This is a genomic window from Micromonospora sp. NPDC092111 (assembly GCF_044755745.1).
Taxonomy (GTDB): domain Bacteria; phylum Actinomycetota; class Actinomycetes; order Mycobacteriales; family Micromonosporaceae; genus Micromonospora.
Genome location: NZ_JBIVRQ010000001.1, coordinates 684,352 through 703,555, shown reverse-complemented (window position 1 = coordinate 703,555; position 19,204 = coordinate 684,352). Strand labels below are relative to the sequence as shown.

The window sequence follows — 19,204 nt, the reverse complement described above, 5'->3', positions numbered from 1 at the left end:
CGGCGCCGCTGGACCATCCCGGGTGCCCAGCACGGTCGGAGATGCCTGCCGGCGGCGTTGCGGCTGAACTGAGATCGCGGGCTGAAACCGCGAGAGGAGCTGCCACCATGACCACGCCGCTGGAGAATCTCTCCACCGAGACGCGAACGTTCGCACCACCGCCTGAGTTGGCCGCCGATGCCAACGCCACGGCGGACACCTACGCCGACGCCGCCCCCGACGCGCCGGCGTTCTGGGCACGGCACGCGGAGCGGCTCACGTGGGTGAAGAAATGGGACCAGGTCCTCGACTGGAGCGATCCGCCGTTCGCCAAGTGGTTCGTGGGCGGCGAGCTGAACATCGCCTACAACTGCGTGGACCGTCACGTCGAGGCGGGCAGGGGGGAGAAGGTCGCCATCCACTGGGAGGGCGAGCCCGGCGACACCCGCACGATCACCTATGCGGACCTGCTCAAGAGCGTCAGCCAGGCGGCGAACACGCTGACCGAGCTCGGCGTGACGGCCGGCGACCGGGTGGCCATCTACCTGCCGATGATCCCGGAGGTTGCGGTCGCGATGCTGGCCTGCGCCCGCATCGGCGCCACTCATAGCGTCGTCTTCGGTGGATACTCGGTCGACGCGCTCGCCACCCGGATCCAGGACGCGGGCGCGAAGGTCGTCATCACCGCGGATGGTGGTTACCGGCGCGGCAAACCGTCGGCGCTCAAACCCACCGTCGACGACGCCGTCGCACGGTGCTCGAGCATCGAGCACGTGCTGGTCGTCCGTCGTACCGGTGAGGACGTCACCTGGGGCGAGAAGGACCTGTGGTGGCACGAGACCGTCGAGCGGGCGAACGACAGGCACGAGCCGCAGGCGTTCGACTCCGAGCACCCGCTCTTCATCCTCTACACCTCGGGCACGACGGGTAAGCCGAAGGGCATCCTGCACACCAGCGGCGGCTACCTGACCCAGGTCTCGTACACCCACTGGTCCGTCTTCGACCTGAAGGTCGACACCGACGTGCACTGGTGCGCGGCCGACATCGGCTGGATCACCGGGCACTCGTACACCATCTACGGTCCACTGTCGAACGGCGCCACCCAGGTCATGTACGAGGGCACCCCGGACACCCCGCACCACGGCCGGTTCTGGGAGATCGTCGACAAATACCGGGTCAGCGTCCTGTACACCGCGCCCACCCTCATCCGCACCATGATGAAGTGGGGCAGCGATATCCCGGCCAAGTACGACCTGTCGTCGCTGCGCGTCCTCGGCAGCGTCGGTGAGCCGATCAACCCCGAGGCCTGGATGTGGTACCGCGAGCACGTCGGCCACGACAACGCCCCCGTCGTGGACACCTGGTGGCAGACCGAGACCGGCGGGATGATGATCTCGCCGCTGCCCGGCGTGACCGCCGCGAAGCCCGGCTCGGCGATGAGCCCGCTGCCGGGCATCTCCGCCGACGTGGTCAACGACGAGGCCGAGTCGGTGCCGAAGGGTGGCGGCGGCTTCCTGGTGCTACGCGAGCCGTGGCCCGCGATGCTGCGTACCATCTGGGGCGACGACAAACGCTTTGTCGACACCTACTGGTCCCAATTCGGCGCCGGCGCCAATTCTGGTGACGAATGGATCTACTTCGCCGGCGACGGCGCGAAGCGGGACGAGGACGGCGCGTTGTGGCTGCTCGGCCGGGTCGACGACATCATGGTCATCTCTGGCCATAACATCTCCACCACCGAAGTCGAATCCGCGCTGGTGTCGCACCCTTCGGTCGCGGAGGCGGCCGTGGTGGGCGCGTCCGACCCCACCACCGGCCAGGCCATTGCCGCATTCGTCATCGCCCGCAGCAACGTGGAGACCGCTGGCGAGGCCGGAGACCAGCTCAAGGTCGACCTGCGTGACCATGTCGCCAAGACCCTCGGCTCCATCGCGAAACCCCGCTGGATCATGTTCGTAGCCGAACTGCCCAAGACCCGCTCCGGCAAGATCATGCGACGCCTGCTGAAGGACGTCGCCGAGAATCGCACGCTGGGCGACGTCAGTACGCTTATGGACTCGACGGTCATGGATCTGATCAAGGCGGGGTCCGGAACGGCGGAGGACTGAGCCGGGAGTTTCTCGCGTCGGCGCGGCCCCCGGCTCGACCGCTACCTAATCAGGACAGCGAGACTACGTAGGAGTCGACTTCGGCGATCAGGCCGTCGCGGAACGTGAACAGGTCGTATGCGAATGTGAAGGGGCCCGGTCTCACGGTGGCGGCCGACACCCCGTGCTCGTCATCACGACGACGTCGGGCCCCTCAATCGTCCGTTCTACGGGCTTCCTTCGAACGCCGGATTCTCGATCTCGTCGCGAACTCTGCCTTACCCGAGGTCGTGTGCGCCGTGGACGCGCCACACGACATCGTCGGTCAGGCATTCCCAAACCATGATCGCTGGTCTCTGCCCTGTCGTGTCCACCGCCTGGTGTCGTCGTGCCCGACACCGGCGGATCAACTGCGGCGCTGGCTCACCTGCCGGATCCACGCGCTCGTCATGGGTGTGCGGCATCGCCTGCCGGTCGTGGTGAGCGCAGCGGTCTGCGCTGTCGTGGCCGGCTACCGCTCCTACCGCGATCGCCGAGTGGGTCGACGACGTCCCGGCCGCGACCGTGATCGCTTCGGGTATCGATCCTGACCGCCGGCCGTACGAGGCGATGATCCGCCGGCTGCTGCAAGCCCTGGACCCGGACCTTCCCACCTCGGCTCGACCAGATCGGCGACCTGCGCGACACCGTGATCACCGTCGACGTGTTGCACTGCCAGCGCGGTCACGTCGCCTACCTCGCTGAACGCGGCGCCGACTGGATCCCGACCGGCAAGGGCAACCAGCCGGTCGGAGACGACGACTATGTGGGACCTGCGTCCGGCGTCCGGGAGAAAGTCAGCTCGACCGCGTCGGGGGCTGTCGCGAGCGTGGCCCGATCGACCGGATTGCCTCCGGTGACGGTGCGTGCCGGAAAGCCGGCGGCGGACACCACGGAGGTGCCCGCCGCCGCGAGGCAATCGCGATCACCGCTGACGCCACGATGTGGACGGGACGGAGATCCCGGATCCAGCGCCCCCCGCGGTCATGGCAGGCACCGCTCGGCCCCGGCGTCGGCGTCCGGAGCGCCAGATCCTCTCCGCCGCTCTGGTGCCGCAGCCAGCCGACTGCTTGATGCGAGAGGTACCACGGGGTCTCCAGGTCTGGTCGTTCTACTCCGGAGGGTTGCGCGGGCAGTTCTGGTAGACGGCGAGGCGCCACTGCCCGTCGCGCTTCACGAGAATCCATGAGGCGCGGATCGCGGCCTTATCGGGCAGTTCCTTCTCCCCAGCCGGAATGACGCCGCCCTGGGTGATCAATGCGACCACACCGGCGCCGAGCGGCTTGATGTCGATGGGTTGGCCGGTTACCCGGGTGCCCTTGTACGGGCCGGCGAATGCGGTCGCCATGAACTGCTGGATTTCCGCGCGGCCCTTCTTGTATACGCCGGGCAGGATGAGCGTTCCGTCCTCGGCGAACAGATCGGCGAAACCCTCGGTGTCGTGCGCCGCCCAGGTCTCGACCATGCGGGCGGGTAGGGCGGCGATTTCGGCCTGGTCCGCCGCCTGAGCCGCGGTCTGATCCGCGGTCTTGGCGCCGGTGGGTGCGGAGCTCTTCGTTGTCATGCCGTTCTCGCTTCCGTGAGTAGTGGCGCGTGGTGCGCGGACCTCGGTGTATTCGGCCGCAGACAGCGATTGCCGACGTTACGACAGTCGCACCACGACCCGCATCGGTGCATCTCCGGTATTGCCGCGCCCAGTGGTGCCAGGTATCGGCCAGGCGCACCCCGAAAGGTAATGCGTGCGCGTTTCTACGACCGGATCAGCTTTCGCGAAATCGCATCCGAGGTTCTCGTCGGTCCTTTTCATTTCACCCGGGCATTTGCCCAGGAGGCTGGCCTCACGCCGGGACGGTTTCTGACCTCGATCCGGCTGTTCGAAGCCAAGCGCATGCTGCTGACCACATCGATGACCGTGTCGGAGCGACGTCCCGGCAGGTGATCGGACCGGCGCGACCCCACCGTTCACCTGTGGCCGGCCGCCTGCCATCGAGACTGGCCGGCCGCCGGGTTATCGCATGCTCGGGGCCGAGTCGAGGTCGCGGTGCAGCTCGGTGCCGATCTGCCGGGCTGCCGCGAAGCTCGCCCAGGAGGTGAGCTCGATGATCGCCCGGTCGTCGTGGCCCTGACCGCGGAAATCCTCGATGACCGCGTCGGTGACCCGATAGGACGCGAGCGCGGTCAGCAATGCCAGCCGCGCGGCGGGACGTTCGCCTTCCGGGAGCTCGGCGACCGCCGACTCCCACCGCGCGCCACCGCCGGGCACGGCCGGCTCCGGCATCCGGTTCGCGAGCTGAGCCAGCACCAACCGGCGGATCCGGTCCGGCACGCTTCGCGCGCCACCGGCGTCGATAGCGGCGGCGGCCCGGGCCACCGCACCGGCGATGTGCGGTGGTCCGGCAGCCCAGGAGAGGTCGGCCGCGAGCGGAGCGTCGGGCAGCAGGTCGCCGGACCTACCGGGGGCGGAATGCCTGCTCGCCATGCCACGCATGAGTCGGGCGGCGACCCGCCGGACCACCCGCAGCACCGGGGCGGGAGCCGGCGGCAGCGGGGAGTCACGCAGGAAGACGTTCACCATCCGATTGATGTAGTGGAACGTGACCGCGACACCGATCAGCTCCGGTGCCTGCACGGGCGGAAACGGTGCCGGGTAGCGCGCCTGCGCCGACGGGCTCCCGCTGGCCCGGGCCCACCGCGCCAACTCCCGCACGCCGGGGTCGGTGAGGTCGCCGACCCGGTCGCCGGCGACGGCCCACGCGTCGGGCCCACGAATCAGCCCGGCCAGTGCGGCACCGTGCACCTCGACACAGTACGGGCACCGGTTGGCGAGTGATACCGCGGCGGCCACCGCCTCCTTGGCGGACCGGCCGACCAGCCCCGGGGCGAGCACCGTCTCGCGCAGGATCGACCAGCAGGCGGCGAGCGTGTCGGGCGCGGGCGCGTGCAGCATCACCGGTGGCGCGACCATGCCGAAGTCGGCTTCCATCTGCCCGTACACCCGGGCGGTCAAGCCGGTTGCGGCGCGGAGCGAAACCGGGGCGACGTGGCGGATGTGCGTCACCGACACCCGCCGGGTCGCTCGGGCGAACAGGGTTACCACAGCGGACTCCTTTCCACGCGGCATGGGTCGCGGCCGGGTGCCGGCGAACGTCCCGCCGGCACCCGTCAGCTACGCCGCGCTGGCTACCCCGCGCCGGCCAGCAGTCTCTCCGTCGGGCGACGGCGCGCCGTAGCGCACCGACACACCGCGCTCCTGGGCGGCCCGGACGATGCCCGGCATGGCCCGCTCGGCCAGGGCAGCGATCGTCATCGCCGGATTTACCGTCAACGCACCGGGCACGGCGGAGCCGTCGGTGACGAAAATGCCCGGATGGTTGCGCAGTTGGTGGCCGTCATCCAGGGCGGAGGTCGCCGGGTCGTCGCCGATCCGGCAGGAGGCCAGTGGATGCACGGTGTACGCACCGATCAGATCGTTGGTCCAGGGCATGACGCGAGCGAGCCCGTCGCGTTCGAGGACGTCCTTGACCGCGGCGTCAGACAGTGACCAACCGCGCCACGTATTGGCGGTCGGCTGGTAGCGGAGCGGGCCGTTGCCGAGCATCTGCTGCGAGAGCCGGTGCGAGTTGCCCGTCTCGGGCGGCGGCCCGAAGACGCCCTCGTTGTCGTCCTCGGACATGGTGAAGATGGTGAGCCACGACTGCCACCGCCGCATCATTTCCTTCTTCTCCACGCCGAACCAGGTCGGGCCGGTGGCGTCGGGCGCCTGGGCCAGGATCGTGCCGAGGCCCGGCGGGAAGTACAGCTGCTCGAGCGAGAAGCGCTCGTACTCCGGGAGGCTGCCGTCGAGCTGGTCCCAGCTCGCCACGGTGGGCCCCCGGCCGATCTGGTAGGCGGCGTAGGCCTGGCCGCCGTCGCGGGTGAGGCCGAGTACCTCGCGCACCCGGTCCTCGTCGAAGACGGCGGTGTTGAGGCGCTCGCCGTTGCCGGAGAAGTAGCGGCCTACCGCGTGCGGCATCGGGCCCAGTCGCGGTTCGGAGCGTTGCAGGATCACCGGCGTGGCCCCCGCGCCGGCGGCAATCACGACGATCTTCGCGTCGATGGCGCCTTCGTCGTGCAGGACCCGGTAGTCGAGGTCGTCGACGATCCGGTAGTGCACCCGGTAGCCGCCGTCGTCGTTGCGGGAGAGGTACTGCACCTCGTGCTTGGGCCGGATCTCGGCGCCGTGCGCGATCGCGGCCGGGAGGTAGTTCAGCAGCAGCGAACGCTTCGCGTCGAACCTGCACCCGGCCATCATCCAGTTGCAGTTGGTGCACTTGTCGAGGTCGATCGCGGACGGCGCCGGATTCGCGGTGCGGCCGGCGTGGGCGCAGGCCGCCGCGAATAGCCCACCGGCGAACGGCACCTGCTCCCAGGGCGTGAGCCGCACCGGCAGCGCTTCGGCGACCCGGTCGTACCACGGTTCGAGGGTGTCCCGGCTGATTCCGGCCGGCCACATCCGCCGGCCGATGCTGCCACGGCGTTCGAAGACGAACCGTGGCGCCCGCGGCATCGTGGCGAAGAAGACGACGCTGCCGCCGCCGACGCAGTTGCCGCCGAGCACACTCATGCCGTCGCCCACCACGAAGTCGAAGACGCGCGTGTAGGACGAGCCGAGCAGGAAGTCGTGGTCGAATTCCTCGGCGGCGAGCCAGGGGCCGCGCTCCAGAACGGTGACGCGCGCGCCGCCGGCCGCGAGATGGTAAGCCGCGATCGCGCCGCCGAAGCCGCTGCCGATCACGAGGACGTCGGTTGACTCGATTGCAGTCACGCTGGGCTACCCGTCGTGGTGGTGTTCGGATGAAGGTTGGCCAGTTGCCGGCCGTAGGAGAACTGGGGAAAGCGCCAGATTCCGTCGGTGTCCGGCCGGAAGTAGCCGATGGTCAGCAACCCCGGATGCCCGGCGGCGAGCGCGTCCACGGTGCCGAGATGCGCGGCACTGTCGAAGGCCATGTTGCTGAACAGCGCGAGGGCCACCCACATCTGCTTCTCCGGGTGCTCCGGGGCGGTGAGTAGCTGAACGAGCGCCGTCCGGTCGGCGAACGACAACGCTACGAACGGGGGTACGTCGTTGTCCAGATCCAGGCCGCGCTCCTGCGCGTACCCGGTGGCGTGGTCGTTGAGGGAAACGGCGAGGCCGTCCAGCGCGGGTGCCAGGCCACCGCCGGGCCCTTCCAATAGTTCGATCGCACCCGATGCGACGGCACCGCCGCCGGGCGCGGCACCGGCGATGGCGCGGTCGTCGGGCGAGCGCTTCTCGCCGGGTACGATCGTGTCGGCGAACGCCTCGATTGTCATTGTCCGCGCCGGATCGGCGTCTAGGATGTCGGGTTGCACGGCGTCTCTCCCAGTTGGTCGTGCTGCCGATTGGACGGGATTGCACGCAGTCTCTGGCGGCCGGTGATCGCGGACCAGAGTTGGGCGGTTCCGTTCGCGATAGAACCATCGTGGCCGGGCTCACAAGCTGATGCATCTCCCGCGTTGCGTCGCCGGTGTTAGCCGCGGTCACGCAACCTCGAAGTCGGAACATTCACGACTGTTGCCCGACGATCGACGCCTGCGTCAGTGCGCCCACGGCCGTCCACTGAGGAGTGTCTATGACCATCAATGACGCCAACCCCGCCACGATGGATCCACGCGAGTTCGCCCGGTTGGTCAAGAAGACTCCGACCGCTGAGCTGCGCCAAATGATGCGCAGTGAGCGGCGTACGCTCGTCCTCGATGAGCTTCTCACCCGCATGCCCGGGGTGTTCCGGGCCGACCGGGCGCGTGCCCTCGACGCGGTGATTCACTGGGTCATCGGCGACCGGCCGGACGGCGGTGTGGACACCTACGAACTGGTGATCGCGAGCGGCACCTGTGCGCTGTCCCCGGCGCCACAGGCGGAGCCCAAGCTGACCCTCGCCCTCGACGCGGTGGACTTCCTGAACCTGGTTACCGGAAACGCGCACCCGGTGGCGCTGGTCATGCGCGGCAAGCTGAAGACCAAGGGCGACCTTGCGCTGACCGCCAAGTTCCCCACCTTGTTCGATGTCCCGAAGCCCTGACCACCATCACCCCGACAACGTCGGCGCCCCCGGCCATCCGGGGGCGCCGATGTCGTTGGGGTGGCGACGCTAGGCGGCGCGGGCGGCGTTGCCCGGCGCGCGGGTGGCCGTGCCGCGGTGCCCGCCGTTGCCGCCGCGCTCCGGCTTGCCGGCGCTGGGTTCGACCGGTGCCGATGGGTCGAACCCGTGCCCCTCCGCCCGGACGCGCGCCTCGACGATGCGCCGGGCCGTCGACCGGATGTCCTGCAACGCCAGCAGCACTGGCGGGTCGAGCAGGCGGAGCGGACGCAGCACCAGCTCGGGCAGGGCGATATCATCATCGTCGTGGACCTGGATAGGCCCGTGCCGCAACACGTACGGCCGCACACCGCGGGCGGAGGGCTCGTCCACCACCCCGGGCGGCAGGGCGTGCACCAGCAGAAACCATGACCCTTCCGGCACCTTGTCCAGCAGGTAGGGCCCCGGGCGCTCGAGCACGGTGCAGCTCACCGGCCGCCCTTGCGGGATCTGCTGCGGGAACAGACCGATGAACGTGTGGCCGAGCGGGGCGTCCGGAGTGGAGGAGATGACGCCGCCGACGGTCGCCGACGGGCTGCGCGCCGCGTCGGACTGGTTCTCGACGGCGATCTGCGGCACGAAACCGCCGTACCGACGATAGGCCGTTGGCGATACCCCGACACTGCTGGTGAATCGGGTGCTGAAGGTGCCGACGCTGTTGTAGCCAACCAGGTGACTGATGTCGATCACGTTCAAGGAGGTCGAGACGAGGAGCTGCTTCGCCTCCTGTAGCCGCATCGCCGAGAGGAATTTCCCCGGCGACACGCCGGTGACCCGCTGAAAGAGGCGAGAAAAGTGGAACTTGCTGAACAGCGCGGTGCGGGCCAGGTCATCGATCGTGAGCGGTTCGCCGAGGCTTTCCTTCATAGATTTGATGACTCGGTAGACCGCTTGCTCGATTGCCTTGTCCATGTCGCCTCCCCGGTTCCCCAAGGATCACTCTCGGGGGTAGCGTGCTGCACCGCCGCATCGGCATATGAGCGCAAACAGGAATTGGGTTCGCAGGGCTTCGGAAAAGAGTCCGCCGCCATCTGGTGGCGATCCCCCGTGGCCGCCTTCCACCCGCCCACTGAAGTCTCTAATCCGACTGACCGGGGCGCATCTTTAGGATTGCTTTCACACACAGTGTGGCCGCCTGTCCGCTTCCTGCCAGTATGGCGTTAATTGGCAAGTGAAGGCGGTTGGCCGGACTTCCAATCAATTGGAGCTCGCCAATGTCGTTTTGATCGACCGGCCCCCGTGCCCCGTGTATGAAACGTCGTCGATGTCAGCTGGTTGCGGCCTTGATGTGGTCGAACTGGCCCGGCCGGCGCCCCGGCCCGGCCGGACCGCGGTACGCCTGCGCGATATCCAGCCAGGACTCGGCGTCCGGCCCGGTCGCGGCCACGGCGAGGTCGGCGCGGTGCCGGCGGCGAGTCACCAGCAGGCAGAAGTCGACCGCGGGACCGGTGATCCGTTGCGTCGCGTCGGCCGGACCGAACCGCCAGTGCGCGCCCGAGGGCGCGGTGAGGTCGAAGCCGAACTCCACGTCCGGTGGGGTGAGGTCGCGGGCGAGGTAACCGAAGTCCCAGACCCGCACGGCGAACGCCACCAGGACACGCAGCCGGTCGGTGTACGTCCGCCGCACACCCAGCGCGTCGGCGATGTCCTGGCCGTGCCCGAACAGTTCCATCATGCCGGCGGCGGCGAGTACGCCCGGCGGCAGTGGCCGGACCAGCCAGGGCACCGGCTGATCCGGCGGTGCGACGGCGAGCGACTTCTCGGCGGCGGCCCGCACGGTGCGCCATTGCCCCAACAGCACCTCGGGCGGGTCGGCGAGGAAACGCTGCATGGCGCCCCGCACGTTGGCGTCGAAGTCCGGCGTGAGCTTCGCGGCCATCTTGGTGAAGCTCGTCGGATCGGACGCGGCGGTACCAGCCATATGAAACGTAGCCGTGAGGTGGGCGATCTGGTGCGTGATGGTCCAGCCCTCGGCGGGGGTGGGCAGCGCCCACTGGTTCGGCGTCAGGTTTGCCACCAGGCGGTCGACATCGTCGCCGTCGGCGACCAATGCGGAGATGATTTGCTCATGGTCGGGCAACAGACTGTCCTCTCTGATAGTCCGCGCGTCCGGCGTCGCGAATAAGTGCGAACCTTGACTGAGCGCGGTCTATTTCAGCATGACCGGGCATCGTCGGCGTTCATCTCCGTCCGTGCGGACGTCACCCGCCACGGCTGAACGCGGAGTCTTCCCGGTAACGCAATTCGCCGGCCCATTGCGCAATTCCGGAGTCGTTTCTCGCTGGCTGGCCCGACCATGCTGAGGACATGGTCACCCGTCCGCTTCCTCGAATCGAACCGCCAATCCCGACCCCGCCGTGGTACCTCACCGCACCGAGGTCGTGAGACCCGGCCATGGTTGCCAGGCGAGTCATCTCCTCCGTACTCCAGCGGCAGGTCAGGTACGTCAGCGCTGTGCCGCCCACGGCCGCCACCGGCCTTGTCGCCGAGGTCTACGCGCAGGCCGCCGACGAAATGCGGGTGGTGGTTCCGCCGATCCTCGCGCAGTCCCCGTCGCCGCCGTCGCTGGCCGCCTACTGGACGCTCACCCGCGAAACGCTCACCGCGGCCGGTCGAGTCGACCGCGCCCGCAAGGAGGCCGTCGCGGCGGCGGTATCGGTGGCCAACCTCTGCCCGTACTGCGTCGACATGCACAGCATCGGCTTGTACGACCTGTCCTCCGAACAGACCGCGGAGGCGATCGTCGCCGACCGCGCGGGTGAGGTCGCGGACCCGGGACTGCGTGCCGTGGCCGGCTGGGCGCGGGTCGCGCACCAACCGGACGAGCCGGCCGTGCGCCAGCCGCCGTTCTCCCCGTCGGACCGGCCGGAGCTCGTCGGTGTGGCGGTCACGTTTCACTACCTGACCCGGGTGGTGAACGTGTTCCTGCCGAGCTTCCTGGTCCCTCGCAAGTTCGGGCCGAGTGCCCGGCGCCGGTTCAAGCACGGGCTGAGCCAGGTCCTCAACCCCCAGTTACGTGAGACCCGCCTGCCGGGCCGGGCGCTGGCGCTTCTGCACGACGCCCCGCTGCCGGTGGACGCGGCCTGGGCCCAGGGGCACCCGGTCGTGGCCGCGGCCGTGGCGCGTTCCTTCGCGGCGCTGGACGCCGTTGGTGCGCGGGCGCTGTCCCCGGCCGTGCGGCATCTGGTCCGCGAGCGCCTGTCGACCTGGCGGGGTGAGGAACCCGGGCACAGCCGGGAGTGGTGCGAACGGCTGATCGCCGATCTGCCCGAGGTGGACCGCGCCGCCGGCCGGCTCGCGCTGCTGACCGTCTTCGCGTCCTACCAGGTCGACGAGGACGTGGTCGCTGAGTTCCGGGCCCGAGAGCCGGGCGACGCCGCGCTGGTGGAGGTCGTCGGGTGGGCGAGCTACGCGGCCGCCAGGCAGGTGGGCGCGGGGCAGGCGACCACCGGGAGCAGCGCATTGCTGGAGTAGCACCCCCGGGCCGAATGGAACAGTCTATGTCGAGATGTCGATGTATGGGGGAGGGCTCGTGCCGACCACACTCGGATCGATACGCCGGTTGGTGTTGACACCCTCGCTCCGTGAGGTGACTTTCGAACGTCGCGGGTTCCCGGGCGCGTCGTCGTCGGCGACGAGCCGCCTCGAAGCGATCCCGCAAGCGGTGATCTGCGGCTTCGAGTGGGGGATCGACGCCCGTGACCAGTGGGAGGTGGAGCGGCGGCTCAGCCTCATCGAGCCGGAGCAGCGTGGGTTCGCCTACGAAGGGGCCACCATGGCGTTCACGGTCCTCGACGCGATGCGAGGGGGTCGTGGGCACCGCACCCGTGACCTGCTGCTCGGACCGGGCCAGCCGCACATCTTCCTGGCCTACATCGGCATCGGTTTCGCGATGGCGAAGCTGCCGCGGACGCTGTGGAAGCGGATCGTCCCCGACCTCGCCGGCACGCCGTACCACCCGACGATGAGCTGGCTCGCGGTCGACGGCTACGGCTTCGACCTGGCCTTCTTCAAGACCGGCCGGTGGGTCGACGAGCAGCGGGTGCCCGCACCGTATCCGTTCCAGGGATGTCCGCACTACTTCACCCGCGCGGTGGACCAGGGTATCGGCCGGGCGTTGTGGTTCATCCACAGCGGGCGGGTGCCCGACGTGGCCGCCGCGGTGGGGCGCTTCGCCACCGAGCGGCAGGCCGACCTGTGGAGCGGGGTCGGGCTGGCCGCGACGTTCGCCGGCGGTTGCGCGCCGACCGACCTGGCCACGCTCCGGCGTCTCGCTGGACCACGGTGGACGGAAGTGGCACTGGGCTCGGTGTTCGCCGCCAAGGCCCGCCACTACTCAGGTACCGTGCCGCCGCACACCGAGACCGCGATCGCCGCGCTGGCCGGTCTCACCGTCGAGGGAGCCGCGGTGCTCGCCGACGACGTCGCCGTGGCCGAACACGACGCGGGCGCCACACCCGCGTACGAGCACTGGCGTCAGCGGATCCGCACCGCTGTCGCGGCATCGGCCGCGCACGGCGCGCGCTGAGGCTGCTTTTCGCCGCCGGCGGATGGGCCTCGCAATTGCGGAGTCGACGCACGGATCCGCAGCGCGAAGCGAAGGATCGGGCGGCGGCTGCGGTGGAGTTGGCGCCGGCGCTGTCGGCCTCGACCGTCAGTTCCACCCCCGAACACCGACACGACGGTGGTGCGGGCCTGACCGGAAACATCAACGCGCACCGGGCACCGCAAAACGGCATTCCGCACCGCTGAAGGTGTGTGCGTGTCGGCTGGCGCCGCAGAATTGATAAGCGGGCTGGGCGCGGTCGATCGAATCGACGACGACCGCATCCGGCTTCACCAACCACACTGGCTCGGCCGGTGTTCTCCGTAGACGTAGGCGAAACCGCGGAGTTGCCGAGCCGCGCGGCGACGTCGCAGTCGAGGAGAAGCGGCGCACCGGATCCCGTCGGACGATGGGACGTACGCGCACATCGCCAACAAAGCAGGTGTGACAGCGCTCGCATGTGTAACCGCGCATGGGGCCGCCCCTGAACGACAAGGAGCCTCGCCGCATGAGTCGAATCGCCATCGTCGGTATGGCCTGCCGATACCCCGATGCCACGTCCCCCCGGGAGCTTTGGGAGAACGCACTGGCAGGCCGCCGCGCATTTCGACGGCTGCCCGACGTGCGGATGCGGTTGGCGGACTACTGGGACGCGGACCCGACCACCCCGGACCGCTTCTACGCCCGTAACGCCGCAGTCATCGAGGGCTACGAGTTCGACCGGATCGCCTACAAGATCGCCGGTAGTACCTACCGGTCCACCGACCTGACCCACTGGCTGGCGTTGGACGTCGCGGCGGAGGCGCTGGCGGACGCGGGCTTTCCGATGGCCGAAGGGGCGCCGCGGGAGCGCACCGCGGTGGTCGTGGGCAACACGCTCACCGGCGAGTTCTCCCGGGCCAACACGATGCGGGTGCGCTGGCCGTACGTGCGCCGGATGGTGGCCGCCGCGCTGAAGGAGCAGGACTGGGACGACGACCAGTTGGCCTCGTTCCTCGACGACTTCGAGACCCGCTACAAGACGCCGTTCCCCGCAGTCGACGAGGACACCCTCGCCGGTGGCCTGTCCAACACCATCGCCGGGCGGATCTGCAACCATTTCGACCTGAAGGGCGGCGGGTACACCGTCGACGGCGCATGCTCCTCGTCGCTGCTTTCGGTGGTCACCGCCGCTAAGTCGCTGCTCGACGGCGAATGCGACGTCGCGGTGGCCGGCGGCGTCGACCTGTCCATCGATCCCTTCGAGATCATCGGATTCGCGAAGACGGGTGCGCTCGCGCACGCCGAGATGCGCGTCTACGACCGCGGTGCCAACGGCTTCTGGCCGGGCGAGGGCTGCGGCATGGTCGTGCTGATGCGCGAGCGCGAGGCACGTGAGGCCGGGCACCGCATCCACGCCGTCATCGCCGGCTGGGGCATCTCCTCCGACGGGAAGGGCGGCATCACCCGACCCGAGGTCAGCGGCTACCGGCTGGCGCTGGACCGGGCCTACGAGCGGGCCGGCTTCGGCATCGAGACGGTGGGTTTGTTCGAGGGCCACGGCACCGGCACCCCGGTCGGCGACGCCACCGAGCTCAAGGCGCTGTCCCTGGCCCGGCGTGCGGCCAGCAGCACCGCCGGCACCACCGTGTCGCCCGCCGCGATCGGCTCGGTCAAGGCGATGATCGGGCACACCAAAGCAGCGGCCGGCGTCGCCGGACTCATCAAGGCGGCGATGGCGGTGCACAACCAGGTGCTGCCGCCGGCGCTCGGGTGTGTCGAGCCGCACGAGCTCCTGACGGAGGACGGGGCGCCGCTGCGGGTGCTACGCCAGGCCGAGCGGTGGCCGGACGGCGTTGCCGTGCGAGCTGGCGTCACCGCCATGGGGTTCGGCGGCATCAACACCCACATCGTGCTGGACAACGGACAGAGCACCAGCGAGCCGGGACACCGTGCGTCGCGCCGCCGCGTCCCGATGGACAGCCGCACCCGGGCCTTGGCGACCTCGTTGCAGGACACCGAGTTGCTGCTGGTCGACGGCGGCTCGCCGGCGGCGCTGCGCGAGCGGCTGACCCGTCTGATCGAGTTCGTGCCGACGCTGTCCTACGCGCAGCTCGCCGACCTCGCCACCACCCTGCACCGCGAGCTGCGCGACCAGCCCTACCGCGCGGCGGTGATCGTTTCCTCGCCGGAGGACGCCGAACGCCGGCTGCGACGCGTCCGCGACGCGCTCGACGCCGGGGAGGCCCCCCTGGTCACTCCGGACGGCCGGATGTTCCTCGGCCGCGCCAGCGGCCCACGACGGATCGGCTTCCTGTTCCCCGGCCAGGGCTCCGGTGCGCGCACCAGCGGCGGCGCGTTGCGCCGCCGGTTCGTCGACGTGGCGGAGTTGTACGCCAGCGCGGCCCTGCCCGCCTCGGGTGACATGGTCGCGACCACGGTCGCCCAGCCGCGCATCGTCACCGGCTCGATGGCGGGCCTTCGCGCCTTGAGCCTGCTCGGCATCGACGCGACCGTCGCGGTCGGGCACAGCCTCGGGGAGATCTCGGCGCTGCAATGGTCCGGGGCGATGGACGAGGAGACGTTGCTTCAGGTCGCCCGGGTACGCGGCCAGACCATGGCCGAGCACAGCGCGTCGGGCACCATGGCCAGCGTCGCCGCCGTGCCGGACGTGGTGTCCAGGCTCGTCGGCGACCTGCCGGTCGTCATCGCCGGCTACAACGGGCCCCACCAGACGGTGGTCGCCGGGTCGGTCGAGGCGGTCCAGGAGGTCGCCGGCCGGGCCCGCGACGCGGGGGTCACCTGCACGCTGCTGCCGGTGTCGCACGCGTTCCACTCGCCGCTCGTCGCACCCGCCGCAGCCGCCTTCGCCGCCAAGCTGACGGAGCTGGAGTTCCAGTCGGTGGGTCGGCGCATCATCTCGACGGTCTGCGGCCAGCCGCTGGCGGCCGAGACCGACATCCCGGAGCTGCTGCACCGCCAGATCACCGACCCGGTGCTGTTCGCCCAGGCGGTCGAGCTGGCGGCCAAGGACGTCGACCTGTTCGTCGAGGTGGGTCCGGGCCGGGTACTCGCCGGCCTCGCCTCGACGCTCACCGACGTCCCCGCGGTCGCCCTCGACACCGATGACGAGTCGCTCACCGGCCTGCTGCGGGTCGTCGGCGCCGCGTACGTGGTGGGCGCGGCCAGCGTGCACCCGGCGCTGTTCGACGGTCGCCTGACCCGGCCGCTGCAGGTCGGCGCGCAGTTCCGCTTCTTCGCCAGCCCGTGCGAGCAGGGCCCCGAGGTGCAACTGCCGCCGAGCACCCGGCGCACCGCCGCGGCGCTGGCCGGGGCCGGCGACGTCGCGACGCCGCCGGCACCGGCCAGCGAGGTCGACAGCGAAACCACACTGGACCTGCTCCGCCGCCTGACCGCGGAGCGGGCCGAGCTGCCGCCGGATCTGGTTCGCGACGACAGCCGGCTCCTCGACGACCTGCACCTGAGTTCGATCACCGTCGGCCAGGTCATGAACGAGGCCGCCCGGCGGGTCGGCGTGCCACCGGCTCAGACGCCGACCAACTTCGCCATCGCGACGGTACGTCAACTGGCCGACGCGCTGGACGAGTTGTCGCGCACCAGCCAGGCCACCGACCACGACCCGGTCGAGGCGGTGGCCGGCGCCGCCGCCTGGATCCGATCGTTCTCGGTCGACCTGGACGAGGCGCCGCTGCCGCCGCGGGTCGCGGCGGAGGCGAACGGCCGGTGGCAGGTGTACACCATCGGCGACGAGCTGCCGGCCGAGCCGCTGCGCCGGGCCCTGGAGCGCGGCGGGGTCGGCGGTGGAGTGCTGGTCTGGCTGCCGTCCGACTGCACCGAGCAGCAGCTCGAACTGGCACTGGTGGGCGCACAGGCGGCACTCGCCGGCGACGGAGAGGCCGGCGGAGCCGGAGGTGACCGGTTCGTGCTCGTGCAGCACGGCCGCGGCGCCACCGGTCTGGCCAAGACGCTGCGGCTGGAGGCACCGCACCTGCGGACCACCGTCGTCGACACGCCGCCGACGAGCGAGGCGGTCGACCGGGTGCTGGGTGAGGTGGCGGCGACGACCGGCTACCGGGAGGCGCACTACGACGAGTCCGGGGTACGCCGGGTGCCGGTGCTGCGCGCGATGCCGATCACGCCGGCCCGGGAGGAGCCCGCGCTGAACACCGGCGACGTGCTGCTCGTCACCGGCGGCGGAAAGGGCATCACCGCCGAGTGCGCACTGGCCGCCGCGGTGGACAGCGGTGCCAAGCTGGCCGTGCTGGGCCGCTCCGACCCGGCCGAAGACGCCGAACTGGCGGCCAACCTGCGCCGGATGGCCGACGGCGGGATCACCGTGCACTACGTCCGCGCCGACGTCACCGACATCGCTCAGGTCCGATCCGCGGTGGCGGAGGTGACCGCGGCCATCGGTCCGGTCACCGCGGTCCTGCACGGCGCCGGCCGCAACGAACCGGCCGCCCTCACCGGGCTGGACATGGCGGCGTTCCGCCGCACGTTCGCGCCGAAGCTGGACGGCCTGCACGCGGTCCTCGACGCCGTCGACCCGCGGCACCTGCGGCTGCTGGTCACCTTCGGCAGCATCATCGGCCGGGCCGGGCTGCGCGGCGAAGCCCACTACGCCACGGCGAACGACTGGCTGGCCGAGCTCACCCGCGAGGTCGCCGCCAAGCACCCCCAGTGCCGCAGCCTGTGCATGGAGTGGTCGGTCTGGTCCGGTGTGGGCATGGGGGAGCGGCTTTCGGTCGTCGAGGCCCTCGGCCGCGAGGGGATCGTCCCCATCACCCCCGACGACGGGGTGCGGCTGATGCGCCGGCTGCTCGCCGACCCGGACGCACCGACCGTCGTGGTGATCAGCGGGCGCGTCGAGGGGACCGACACCGTACGCCACGAGCAGTCGCCCCTGCCGCTGCTGCGTTTCGTCGACCGGCCGCTGGTCCGCTACGACGGCGTCGAGCTGATCTGCGAGGTCGAACTGAACCCCGGCGCCGACCTGTACCTCGACGACCACGAGCTCGATGGCAACCTGCTGTTCCCGGCGGTGTTCGGCATGGAGGCGATGGCACAGGTGGCGCTCGCGGTGACCGGACGCACGAGTGTCCCGCTGATCGAGCGGGCCGAGTTCCTGCGCCCGATCGCCGTGCCCCCCGGCGGCAGCACCACCATCCGGATCGCGGCCGTCGTCACCGCCGACGACACCGTCGACGTGGTGATCCGTAGCGCCGAGACCGGGTTCGCGGCAGATCACTTCCAGGCACGGCTGCGGCTCGCCGCCGCGGAGATCCCCGCCGGGTCGCCGGACCAGGTCGGTCCCGGCCTGCCCGCTGTCGTGCTCGATCCGGAACGTGACCTCTACGGCGACACGCTGTTCCAAGGCGGACGGTTCCACCGCCTGCGCCGCTTCCACCGCGCCGCCGCGCGCCACGTCGACGCCGACGTCGCGGTCGGCCCCGACACCGGCTGGTTCGCCGACTACCTGCCGGGCCGGCTGGTGCTCGGTGACCCCGGCGCCCGGGACGCACTGATGCACGGCAACCAGGTCTGCGTGCCCGACGGCACCCTCCTGCCGGCCGGGATCGAGCGGGTGTACCCCGCCGGCGACCGGCTCGGCACCGCCGAGACGGTCCGCTACTGTGCCACCGAGCGAAGCCGCGACGGCGACACCTACGTCTACGACATCGCGGTGCGTACCACCTCCGGCGAGCTCGTCGAGCGGTGGGAAGGGCTGCGGCTGAAGGCCGTCCGCAAGAAGGACGGGCGCGGGCCGTGGGTGGCGGCACTACTCGGATCCTACGTGGAGCGCACGATCGGCGACCTGCTCGGCGCCCAGGTGGCGGTCGCGGTCGAGCCGGACGACCCGCAGCGCACGACCGAGCGCCGGTCCCGCACCGCGGTGGCGGTCGGACACGCGCTCGGCCGGTCGGTGCCGGTGCGCTACCGGCCCGACGGGCGGCCGGAAATCGACGGAGAGCTTGCTGTCTCGGCCTCCCACGGCGCCGCACTGACCATGTCCGTGGCCGCCAGCGGAAGCGTGGGCTGTGACGTCGAGGCAGTCGCCGAGCGCCCGGCCTCGGCCTGGAAGGACCTGCTCGGGAAGCACTTCGGGCTGGCCGAACTCGTCTCCGCCGAGCTGGGCGAGGATGCCGACACCGCCGGTACCCGGGTCTGGACGGCCATCGAATGTCTGAGGAAGGTCGGCCTGCCGGCGAACGCGCCGCTCACGTTGAGCCCGGAACGCGCCTCCGCGGGTTCCCCGTGGGCTGTGTTCGCCTCCGGCAACGTGCGCATCGCCTCGCTCGTCACGAGCGTGCGGAAATGGGCGGAGCGCGACAGTGGCGACGCCCGCTCACCCGGATGGCACCACGACGAAGTCGACCAGGTCGCGTTCGCCGTGCTCACCGACGGGTGGTCGTAGC

At 70.5% G+C, this 19,204-nt stretch carries 12 protein-coding genes; 6 read left to right on the top strand and 6 right to left on the bottom strand.

Annotated features, from left to right (window positions below):
• Positions 1-107: 107 nt before the first annotated feature.
• A complete protein-coding gene (gene acs / locus ACIQG9_RS02845; protein ID WP_400397830.1) occupies positions 108-2,087 on the top strand; it encodes an acetate--CoA ligase in 1,980 nt (659 codons plus the stop codon).
• A 1,129-nt stretch (positions 2,088-3,216) separates the two neighbouring features.
• Here the strand turns inward: acs and ACIQG9_RS02840 are convergent.
• A complete protein-coding gene (locus ACIQG9_RS02840) occupies positions 3,217-3,669 on the bottom strand; it encodes an SgcJ/EcaC family oxidoreductase (RefSeq protein ID WP_400397828.1) in 453 nt (150 codons plus the stop codon).
• A gap of 171 nt (positions 3,670-3,840) precedes the next feature.
• Between ACIQG9_RS02840 and ACIQG9_RS02835 the strand changes: the two genes are divergently transcribed.
• A complete protein-coding gene (locus tag ACIQG9_RS02835; RefSeq protein ID WP_400397827.1) occupies positions 3,841-4,044 on the top strand; it encodes a helix-turn-helix domain-containing protein in 204 nt (67 codons plus the stop codon).
• A gap of 69 nt (positions 4,045-4,113) precedes the next feature.
• Here ACIQG9_RS02835 and ACIQG9_RS02830 read toward each other — a convergent pair whose 3' ends face one another.
• From ACIQG9_RS02830 to ACIQG9_RS02820, 3 genes are all read right to left on the bottom strand, one after another.
• Complete coding sequence (locus ACIQG9_RS02830) at positions 4,114-5,202, bottom strand: carboxymuconolactone decarboxylase family protein (RefSeq protein WP_400397825.1); 1,089 nt, start codon at positions 5,200-5,202, stop codon at positions 4,114-4,116.
• Positions 5,203-5,271: 69 nt separating this feature from the next.
• Positions 5,272-6,909: an FAD-dependent oxidoreductase gene (locus ACIQG9_RS02825; protein ID WP_400397823.1), complete on the bottom strand. Its 1,638-nt coding sequence runs from the start codon at positions 6,907-6,909 to the stop codon at positions 5,272-5,274.
• On the bottom strand, positions 6,906-7,436 hold the full coding sequence (locus ACIQG9_RS02820; protein WP_400397822.1) for a DUF5987 family protein: 531 nt from the start codon (positions 7,434-7,436) through the stop codon (positions 6,906-6,908). Before ACIQG9_RS02820 ends, ACIQG9_RS02825 begins: the two co-directional genes overlap by 4 nt.
• A gap of 299 nt (positions 7,437-7,735) precedes the next feature.
• Between ACIQG9_RS02820 and ACIQG9_RS02815 the strand changes: the two genes are divergently transcribed.
• A complete protein-coding gene (locus ACIQG9_RS02815; protein ID WP_400397820.1) occupies positions 7,736-8,185 on the top strand; it encodes an SCP2 sterol-binding domain-containing protein in 450 nt (149 codons plus the stop codon).
• A gap of 69 nt (positions 8,186-8,254) precedes the next feature.
• Here ACIQG9_RS02815 and ACIQG9_RS02810 read toward each other — a convergent pair whose 3' ends face one another.
• The gene (locus ACIQG9_RS02810) at positions 8,255-9,154 is read right to left on the bottom strand and encodes a helix-turn-helix transcriptional regulator (protein ID WP_400397818.1); all 900 of its coding nucleotides are present in this window, start codon (positions 9,152-9,154) and stop codon (positions 8,255-8,257) included.
• A 355-nt stretch (positions 9,155-9,509) separates the two neighbouring features.
• Positions 9,510-10,322: a TIGR03084 family metal-binding protein gene (locus ACIQG9_RS02805; protein WP_400397816.1), complete on the bottom strand. Its 813-nt coding sequence runs from the start codon at positions 10,320-10,322 to the stop codon at positions 9,510-9,512.
• Positions 10,323-10,636: 314 nt separating this feature from the next.
• Here ACIQG9_RS02805 and ACIQG9_RS02800 point away from each other — a divergent pair, with 314 nt between their 5' ends.
• The 3 genes from ACIQG9_RS02800 to ACIQG9_RS02790 all read left to right on the top strand — a co-directional run bounded on the left by ACIQG9_RS02800 (position 10,637) and on the right by ACIQG9_RS02790 (position 19,203).
• Positions 10,637-11,716 carry a carboxymuconolactone decarboxylase family protein gene (locus ACIQG9_RS02800; protein ID WP_400397814.1) on the top strand — a complete coding sequence of 360 codons (1,080 nt, stop codon included), beginning with the start codon at positions 10,637-10,639 and terminating at the stop codon, positions 11,714-11,716.
• A 58-nt stretch (positions 11,717-11,774) separates the two neighbouring features.
• Entirely contained in the window at positions 11,775-12,770 is a 996-nt protein-coding gene (locus tag ACIQG9_RS02795) for a DUF1702 family protein (RefSeq protein ID WP_400397812.1), read from the top strand.
• A gap of 526 nt (positions 12,771-13,296) precedes the next feature.
• The gene (locus tag ACIQG9_RS02790) at positions 13,297-19,203 is read left to right on the top strand and encodes an SDR family NAD(P)-dependent oxidoreductase (RefSeq protein ID WP_400397810.1); all 5,907 of its coding nucleotides are present in this window, start codon (positions 13,297-13,299) and stop codon (positions 19,201-19,203) included.
• The last annotated feature ends 1 nt before the right edge of the window (position 19,204 follow it).

What these genes read in the sequence shown, in the direction of transcription:
- ACIQG9_RS02835 (WP_400397827.1), top strand. Translation starts at nt 3,841, where the DNA reads ATGCGTGCGCGTTTCTACGACCGGATCAGCTTTCGCGAAATCGCATCC.
- ACIQG9_RS02815 (WP_400397820.1), top strand. Translation starts at nt 7,736, where the DNA reads ATGACCATCAATGACGCCAACCCCGCCACGATGGATCCACGCGAGTTC.
- ACIQG9_RS02820 (WP_400397822.1), bottom strand. Translation starts at nt 7,436, where the DNA reads ATGACAATCGAGGCGTTCGCCGACACGATCGTACCCGGCGAGAAGCGC.
- acs (WP_400397830.1), top strand. Translation starts at nt 108, where the DNA reads ATGACCACGCCGCTGGAGAATCTCTCCACCGAGACGCGAACGTTCGCA.
- ACIQG9_RS02840 (WP_400397828.1), bottom strand. Translation starts at nt 3,669, where the DNA reads ATGACAACGAAGAGCTCCGCACCCACCGGCGCCAAGACCGCGGATCAG.
- ACIQG9_RS02790 (WP_400397810.1), top strand. Translation starts at nt 13,297, where the DNA reads ATGAGTCGAATCGCCATCGTCGGTATGGCCTGCCGATACCCCGATGCC.
- ACIQG9_RS02810 (WP_400397818.1), bottom strand. Translation starts at nt 9,154, where the DNA reads ATGGACAAGGCAATCGAGCAAGCGGTCTACCGAGTCATCAAATCTATG.
- ACIQG9_RS02800 (WP_400397814.1), top strand. Translation starts at nt 10,637, where the DNA reads ATGGTTGCCAGGCGAGTCATCTCCTCCGTACTCCAGCGGCAGGTCAGG.